General features: G+C 69.9%; 12 protein-coding genes. 9 read left to right on the forward strand and 3 right to left on the reverse strand.

The window, feature by feature from the left end:
* Positions 1 to 438, reverse strand: a 438-nt coding sequence (locus AB0J52_RS20280) for an ATP-binding cassette domain-containing protein (RefSeq protein ID WP_500183152.1), incomplete at its 3' end; no start/stop codon positions are given.
* Between the two features lie 113 nt (positions 439 to 551).
* Here AB0J52_RS20280 and AB0J52_RS20285 point away from each other — a divergent pair.
* A complete protein-coding gene (locus AB0J52_RS20285; RefSeq protein WP_500183153.1) occupies positions 552 to 1,280 on the forward strand; it encodes a TetR/AcrR family transcriptional regulator in 729 nt (242 codons plus the stop codon).
* Positions 1,281 to 1,552: 272 nt separating this feature from the next.
* Here the strand turns inward: AB0J52_RS20285 and AB0J52_RS20290 are convergent, their stop codons facing one another.
* Complete coding sequence (locus AB0J52_RS20290; protein WP_500183154.1) at positions 1,553 to 2,167, reverse strand: TetR/AcrR family transcriptional regulator; 615 nt, start codon at positions 2,165 to 2,167, stop codon at positions 1,553 to 1,555.
* Between the two features lie 494 nt (positions 2,168 to 2,661).
* Here AB0J52_RS20290 and AB0J52_RS20295 point away from each other — a divergent pair, with 494 nt between their 5' ends.
* The 8 genes from AB0J52_RS20295 (at position 2,662) to AB0J52_RS20330 (ending at position 7,000) form a co-directional block, all read left to right on the forward strand.
* Entirely contained in the window at positions 2,662 to 2,796 is a 135-nt protein-coding gene (locus AB0J52_RS20295; RefSeq protein ID WP_500183155.1) for a hypothetical protein, read from the forward strand.
* On the forward strand, positions 2,793 to 3,005 hold the full coding sequence (locus AB0J52_RS20300) for a hypothetical protein (RefSeq protein WP_500183156.1): 213 nt from the start codon (positions 2,793 to 2,795) through the stop codon (positions 3,003 to 3,005). The genes AB0J52_RS20295 and AB0J52_RS20300 overlap by 4 nt, the downstream gene beginning before the upstream one ends.
* Before the next feature lie 662 nt (positions 3,006 to 3,667).
* Positions 3,668 to 4,183: a DUF6879 family protein gene (locus AB0J52_RS20305; RefSeq protein ID WP_500183157.1), complete on the forward strand. Its 516-nt coding sequence runs from the start codon at positions 3,668 to 3,670 to the stop codon at positions 4,181 to 4,183.
* A gap of 19 nt (positions 4,184 to 4,202) precedes the next feature.
* Complete coding sequence (locus AB0J52_RS20310) at positions 4,203 to 5,054, forward strand: helix-turn-helix domain-containing protein (RefSeq protein ID WP_500183158.1); 852 nt, start codon at positions 4,203 to 4,205, stop codon at positions 5,052 to 5,054.
* Positions 5,055 to 5,170: 116 nt separating this feature from the next.
* The gene (locus AB0J52_RS20315) at positions 5,171 to 5,518 is read left to right on the forward strand and encodes a hypothetical protein (RefSeq protein WP_500183159.1); all 348 of its coding nucleotides are present in this window, start codon (positions 5,171 to 5,173) and stop codon (positions 5,516 to 5,518) included.
* Positions 5,515 to 5,787: a hypothetical protein gene (locus AB0J52_RS20320; protein ID WP_500183160.1), complete on the forward strand. Its 273-nt coding sequence runs from the start codon at positions 5,515 to 5,517 to the stop codon at positions 5,785 to 5,787. Before AB0J52_RS20315 ends, AB0J52_RS20320 begins: the two co-directional genes overlap by 4 nt.
* The gene (locus AB0J52_RS20325; RefSeq protein ID WP_500183161.1) at positions 5,787 to 5,918 is read left to right on the forward strand and encodes a hypothetical protein; all 132 of its coding nucleotides are present in this window, start codon (positions 5,787 to 5,789) and stop codon (positions 5,916 to 5,918) included. Before AB0J52_RS20320 ends, AB0J52_RS20325 begins: the two co-directional genes overlap by 1 nt.
* 2 nt (positions 5,919 to 5,920) lie before the next feature.
* Positions 5,921 to 7,000 carry a methyltransferase domain-containing protein gene (locus AB0J52_RS20330; protein WP_500183162.1) on the forward strand — a complete coding sequence of 360 codons (1,080 nt, stop codon included), beginning with the start codon at positions 5,921 to 5,923 and terminating at the stop codon, positions 6,998 to 7,000.
* Positions 7,001 to 7,055: 55 nt separating this feature from the next.
* Here AB0J52_RS20330 and AB0J52_RS20335 read toward each other — a convergent pair.
* Positions 7,056 to 7,412 (reverse strand): hypothetical protein (locus AB0J52_RS20335; RefSeq protein WP_500183163.1); only part of this gene is annotated, 357 nt, incomplete at its 5' end.

Below are 7,412 nucleotides of genomic sequence, written 5' to 3' on the forward strand. Positions count from 1 at the left end.
GTCGAGGCGGCGGCGCATCCCGCCGCTGTAGCCGGCGACGCGGCGGTCGGCGGCGGCCGTCAGCCCGAAGCGTTCGAGCAGCTCGTCGGCCCGCCGGCGTGCCTCGCGGCGGGGCAGATGGCAGAGGCGCCCGAACATGCGCAGGTTGGCGCGTCCGGTGAGCTTCTCGTCCACGGCGGCGTATTGGCCGGCGAGCCCGATCCGCTCGCGCACCCTGCCCGCCTGGCGGACGACGTCGTATCCGGCGATGCTGGCGCGTCCGCTGTCGGGGTCGGACAACGTCGCGAGGATGCGCACGGCGGTCGTCTTGCCCGCGCCGTTCGGGCCGAGCACGCCGCAGACCGTCCCTCGGGGGACGCTGAGGTCGAGGCCCCGCAGGGCGCGGGTGTCGCCGAAGGACTTGTGCAGCCCCTCGGCGAGGACGATCGGAGTGGTCATGATCCCTCCACTGGGTATGCTGTACGCAGATAAGAAGCTAGTAACCGCGTACCGCGTACGCAAGGGGTTGCGCCGAATTACCGGGTACTTCGTACGCAGTAGGAGGGGGAAGGGTGCCCGACGCCGAGTACACCAACATCTGGATGCGGCCCGAACGCCCGGCCCGGGGGCCGAAACCCGCCTACAGCCGCGCGCAGATCACCGAGGCCGCCGTCCGGGTCGCCGACGCCGAGGGCCTGGAGGCCGCGACCATGCGGCGGATCGCCACCGAGATCGGTGCGGGCGCGATGTCGCTGTACCGGTACGTCCCGAGCCGCGACGACCTGGTCGAACTGATGGCCGACCACCTCATGGGCGAGATCGACCTGACAGACGTCCCCACCGGCGACTGGCGCTCCGACCTGCGGCTCTACGCCGAACAGACGCGCGCGCTGTGGCTGCGGCATCCCTGGATCGCCACCGCGAACCGCTCGCTTCCCGGATACGGCCCCAACCAGTTGCGGCTGATCGAGCAGGTGATGGGGGTGCTGGACCCGCTCGTCCCCATCGACGAGAACCTCGTGCTCATGGCGATCCTCAACGGCTACGTCGAGGGCGCGGCCCGCGACCAGGTCACCACGGCCGAGGAGGTCCGCCGCAGCGGGCTCAGCGAGGAGGAGTGGAACGCGCGGAACTACCCCTACCTGCGGCAGATCATCGACAGCGGCAAGTACCCGATCTTCACCAAGATCGCGATGGACGCCCGCCGGCCGCGCCTGGACAGCGACGAGCAGTTCCGGCACGGACTGGAACGCGTCCTCGACTGCATCGAGGCCGCCCTCCCCCACCCCCCCGAGGCCTGACCAGCCACCCCGGGCCTGATCGCATGAGGCCGAAATGGGATCACACCGGCTCGCACGCCCCAGGCCGAGTCGCGTAGGGCCTGGCCTGATGCACACGGTCTTGACCAAGGACGGACACGGTGCGGGCGCGGTCGCGCGTGATCGCTTGCGCGAGACGGAGTCGCACAGGGTTGGCACTGCCGCCACACGGCACCGGGCTGGACGCAGTCGGGTACGGCGGGTGCAGTCGGAGTGGAGCGGGTGATGTCGAGCGCGGCGGGCGGCGGGCGGGGTCAAGCGGGGGTGATGGCGCCATTGAGGAAGACGTCGATGGCGTCCTCGATCGGGATGACGGTCTCCCCGACCGGGCGGGCGCGGCTGAACGCCAGACCCATGAACATCGCGGCGATCTGCTCGGGTGGCAGGCGAAGGCTGTCGCGTTCGGGCTCGAAGAGCTCGGCCAGCGCTTCCCGCGTGCTTTCCATGGCCGCACCGCGATCGGGCCCGGGGCCTGGCTGTTCAGCACCGCCATGACTCCCGCGCCCCTTCCGCCCGGTGGCGAACAGGGCGCCGAGGACCATGCCCATGCGGGCCAGGTAGGCGTCGATCGCCGCGACGGCCTCGGTGAGGCGTTCGGCGAGTGGACGGTCGAGGGAGATATCGCCGATCTCGGCCAGGACATGGTCGTTGCGCAGCACCTCCGCGACGCATGCGTCGAGCAGCTCGTCCTTGTCGGCGAAGACGCGGAAGATCGTCGCCTCGCCGATCCCGGCGGCGCGGGCGATCTGGCCCGTGGTCACGGCCGTGCCGTGCTCGGCGACCAGCGGCAGCGCCGTCCGGACGATCATCTCCCGGCGCTGTTCCGGACTCATCCCCGGCGCGCGACGCCTGGTCGGTGTGGTTTCCATACCGACCACGGTACGGAGTGAGCACTCACTCCGTCAATCGCCCCGCCCACCGCCCTTCACCCTGCCCGCCGAGGTGCTGGACTCGCTCGTCCATCACCTCCACCACCGGCTGCGCCGCTCCACAACCTGGCGGGCGAGTTGACCCGGCTGCGGTCGACCCCACCGGCATGTCCAGCCTGGAGATCGACGTCGAGGGATGTTACTGGGGAGTTTTGCCTTGGAAGGAGGTGCGGAGAACATCGACGGCAACAACATGTCTCCTTATCTCTCCATCGGCCTTGGAACTCCCGGGTCTCCGAAGGAGCCCAGGCAAGCGCCCGTGACGTGGAAAACGGCCTCAGCGGGGAAGCGATATGTGAATCCGGTCTGCTCGCCGGAGGGACCACTACTTCAGGGGACCTTCACGGGGCGGCCGTTACCGAGTACTCCTCTCCCAAGTGCTCGGTCAGCGCCAAGTACACCTTCTGACCCGAAAAGGAGACGCCATGACCCCCATGACCGTTCTCATTGAGGCCGGAGGGAAACACAAGCTCAGCCCGCCCTTCGTCGTGGGGTTCATAGTGATCTGGGTGGCGGTCGCGATCTTCATGATCACCAAGTTCCTGCAGAACAGGTCCCGGAGCCGATGAGCATCGCCATGGGCGTGGCCGCGCTCGCCGTCGGCATCGTCGTCATCGTCTTCAGCCGCCGGATGGCCGAGGCCAACAGCAGATCCAGCGACCGGCTGTTCGGGCACCAGGCGATGCCCGGCGGCACGACCGGCTCACGCGCGGTCGTCATCATCTGCGGATGCCTGTTCATCCTGTTCGGCCTGGCAAAGATCGGCGGAATCCTCTAGCCCGCTCCAGACCGAACCCGATCACGGCGGGCGGCCTGGCCTCAACTCCACAGAGGCCGGACCGTCCCACTGGCCACAGGGCGAGCAACCCCCGCGGATGGCCGGGTCATGCCACGGCCCGCCGGAACGATCCTGCTGGACTGGCGGGTCGTTGACCTGCGCTTCTTCGGAGTTATCCACAGTTGCCGGTAGGTGGTGCCCTGACCTGGGGCGGGGCCACGTTGGCCCTGCTAAGGGCGCACGTTAACGCACACGGGCGCACACGGGCCAACGTGCCTGCACACGGGCGGGTGTAACGCTTACACCCGTACCTGGCCGTCCTTACACTCCGGCGGCCCTCGCCCTACTTCGCGTGGCCGGTAGGCCCTTGTCATGCCGTGCGCGGAGGGGTGAGGCTAAGGGCGCGCACGCAAGCCAGCGCAAGACCCCAACGCGGGAGGACGTCATGCGGCTACGGTTTCTCACAATCGACCCGGACACCGGAGGGGACCACTGCCCGGCGGTCTTCGTGGACGAGGAGACCGGTGACCTGGTGTTCCAGGGCACGACCGTAAGCGCCTCGGCCGATCTGGATCAGGTCGCCGAGCACAGTCCCATTGCAGGCTATGAGTCGGTCGTGCGGCTCCCCGCGCGTATGCGGGCTCAGATCTTGGAGGCGCTCAGTGGCATCGAGCATTCCCCCGTTCAGCGAGCTGATCGCGGAGACGACACGTACGGCGGTACACCTGGAGATGAGGGACGCCTACACGCCGACTGACCCGGTCTATCTAGAGTGGCAGGCCGGTCGGCTCGACCTGGAGAAGCCCGCCTATCCCTCCTGGACGGAGCTGGTTCGCGAACATGTGGCGCGGGGGATCAGCTTCCGGCGGGCGCGGATCGTCTCCGAGCCGGTGACGGACTTTATCCGGTTCGAGTACGAGATCACCCCGGCCCTCAACCTCGCGGCGGGTGAACGCGTTCGGTGGCTTCCTAGGCGACGCGCCTCGGACCTCTGCCTACCGGGTAACGACTTCTGGCTGTTCGACGACCGCCGGGTGAGAGTCCACCACTTCTCCGGCGATGGCGAGATCGTGGAAGACGAGCTCTCCGACGACCCCACCCTGATCAAGCTGTGCGCAGCCGCTTTCGAGGCGGTCTGGGAACGCGGTATCGACCATCAGGAGTACAGGGCCGCCTGACAACGCCATCCCAAGCACCATGGCAGTCTCACCGTCGTCCAGCGCCCAGCGGGCACGGCAGGAGGTCGCACAGCGCCTGCGCGAGATCAGGATGGACGCCAACCTGACCGCGCGGGCGCTGTCGGCCGCTGCCGGCTGGCACGAGTCCAAGACATCTCGCATCGAGTCGGCCAAACAAGCCCCCTCCGACAGCGACATACGCACCTGGTGCGGAGTCTGCCAAGCAGCCGACCAGGTTGCCGACCTGATCGCGGCTTCGCGCGTGGCCGACTCGATGTACGTCGAGTGGCGTCGCCTCCACCGCACTGGACTACGGCGCACGCAGGAAGCGCGGGTTCCGCTGTACGAACGGACCCGCCTCATGCGGGTCTACTGCTCCACTGTGGTGCCGGGCCTGTTCCAGACCCCTGGCTACGCGCGGGCACTTCTGACGGCCATCACGCAGTTCCAGGGAACTCCCGACGACGTTGACGAGGCGGTGGAAGCCCGTATGGGGCGAAACGAGGTGCTGCGTCGGGGCAACCACCGCTTCGTGATTCTCATCGAGGAGGCCGTACTCCGCTACCAGATCGGCGACGCCGAGACCATGGCCGGGCAGTTGGGGCATCTGCTTTCCTCTATGGCGCTCCCCTCCGTGTCGCTCGGAGTGATCCCCTTTGCCACGCGGCAACGCCCCATGTGGACGCTGGAGACCTTCACGGTGTTCGACGACGAACGGGTTCATGTCGAACTGCTCTCCGCTCAAGTCACTGTGACGACGCCTAGTGAGGTCTCCGTGTACGTGCAGGGGCATGGGCACCTTGCCGACCTTGCGGTCTACGGCGCTCCGGCTCGCGCGCTGATCACCAGCGCCCTTGAGGCCCTGGATTAGCGCCGTGCGCGGACTTGCGCGCAAGTCTCCGCAAGTTTGTAGCCGGTGACACACCTGCCTACCTAGCGTGCTGGCAAGGCACAGGCGCTCGGTAGGGAGGCGTTCAGGTGGGGTCATTGGACAGGCCGCGTGAGGCCGACACCGAGCAGGCGGGCGACCCGCGTGGGGCGGCGTTCACGGCGGCCCTGGCGGGGCTGGCGCGCGGGCACAAGCTGACGGTGACTGAGCTTTCCGGGACACGGTTCAAGGTGTCGGCGGGGCCGGAGACGCGGGCGCTGGAGATCGAGGCGCGGCCCCGCTCCGACGACGGAGGCCGGTGGTGGTTCTGCTGGGGCGGAACGGTGTGGTTGTGCGAGGCCGACAACCCCACTGACGCGCTGGTACAGATCAAGGGCGCGCTCAAGCGGATCGTGTCGCCGTGGAGCCAGCCGGAGGACGCGGGCGTGTCCTGGGTGAGATCGTGACCGCCGTCGCGGCTCCACGGCCGGACGCGGCGGAGTTCCTGGCGGTGCTGCGGGCGGAGTTCCCCGGTGTGGCGTTCGCGGCGGACTCGGCTGCCGGCCGGTGGTTCGCGGTGCGGGGCAAGAGCTTCTTCGTGCGGGCGGTGAACGGGCTGGAGCTGCGGGAAAAGCTGCTCGCGGCCGGTCTGCGACCGCGCGAGACGGGGGCGAGTACTGCGGCGCGGCGACCGGCCGCGCCGGATCGGCCGGAAGGCCGGAAGGGAGCACGGTGATGGGACGACGCGAGGGCGGGCAGGGCGACGAGGGCAGGACCGGCGGCAGCAGCGGCGACGGCCAGAAGGGATCGGGGCACGGCGGTAAGGGCGACGGCACCAGCGGCAACCCCAACGACGGGAAGAAGTAGCGGTGACCGACTGGCGTGAGGTGATGGCGCGGGTTCCGCGCAGCCTGTTCGCGCCCTCGGTGGTCTGGGCCGACCTCGGCCCAGGCCGCTGGGCGCGGATCGAACGGGACACCGATCCGGGCGAGTGGGAGAGGGTGGTGGCGCTGGACCAGCCGGTCATCACCCAGCTCGACGACGGCCAGGCCGACGGGGAAGGGCAGGCGACCTCGTCGCTGTCGATGCCGACGGTGGTGGCCGAGTTCCTGGACCAGCTCGCCCCCCTGGACCATCACCGGGTGCTGGAGATCGGCACCGGGGCCGGGTGGACGGCCGCGCTGCTGTCGGCGCGGCTCGGCGCGGAGAACGTGACGACGGTCGAGGTCGATCCCGCGCTAGCCGTGCAGGCGGCCGAGCGGCTCAAGGCGGCCGGGTACGACTGCCGGGTCGTGGTGGGCGACGGGGCCGAGGGCTGGCCGCCCGGAGCGCCCTACGACCGGGTGCACGCCACGTGCGCGGTGTCGCAGATCCCGTATGCGTGGATCGAGCAGACCCGGCCGGGCGGGGTGATCGTCGCCCCCTTCGCGCCGGGGTTCGGGTGCGGCGGGCTGCTGCGGCTGGACGTGCTGGGCGACGGGACCGCTGTGGGCCGGTTCGCCGGGTCGGCGGACTACATGATGCTGCGGTCCCAGCGCCCGGCGGCCGGGCAGGCCGGAGACTGGCGGCGGGCGGCCGACCGCCAGATGCGGACCCGCCGGACGCGCATCGACCCGCGCGCGCTGCGATACGAGCCGGTCAGCGTGGACGTCACCGTTGCCGCTCTGGTGCCGGGCGTGGTGTGGCGCTACTACGAGGACGACGACGGCGCGACGGTGTGGGCGCTGGACCGCGACGACCACACCGGCCCGTGGGCCTCGGTGGACTACGAACCCGGACGCGAGGACTTCGAGGTCCAGCAGGCCGGTACCCGCTCGCTGTGGGACGAGGTCGAGGACGCCTATCTCCAGTGGCTCAAGTGGGGGCGGCCCGACATCACCCGCTTCGGGATGACGGTCACCCCTGAGGCGCACATGGTGTGGCTGGACGAACCCGGCAACCTCATCTGAAACGCAGTCAGCGCCCCCGGCCGATCGGCCGGGGGCGCTGGCGTTGCGGCGGGCGCTACTCGGTGTCGGTGGCCGTGGCGGTGCAGGCCGGGCACCAGTCGGCGGAGGTCTTGGCGGCCTTGTAGGCGGCGGCATAGGTGGCGTGGTGGGTGTGGGTGTCGTGGGTGACGCAGCGGGCGGCGTAGTTCAGCGGCTTACCGTCCCGCTCGGCCGGGGCGATGGCGTCGGCGGGGGCGTCGGTGCCGCGCAGGTCCAGGACCTGAACCCGGCTGCCGGTGGCGCGGCGGGTGCGGTCCTTGCGGATGTAGGGCTGCGGGGCGCGGGCGGGGGCGGCCTGCTCGGGAGCGGGCGACGCTGTGGCGGGCGCTGCGGCCTTGGGGGCGGCGGCCGGGGCCTTGGCCTTAGCGGCGGT

Source organism: Spirillospora sp. NPDC049652 (assembly GCF_040675125.1).
Classification (GTDB): domain Bacteria; phylum Actinomycetota; class Actinomycetes; order Streptosporangiales; family Streptosporangiaceae; genus Spirillospora.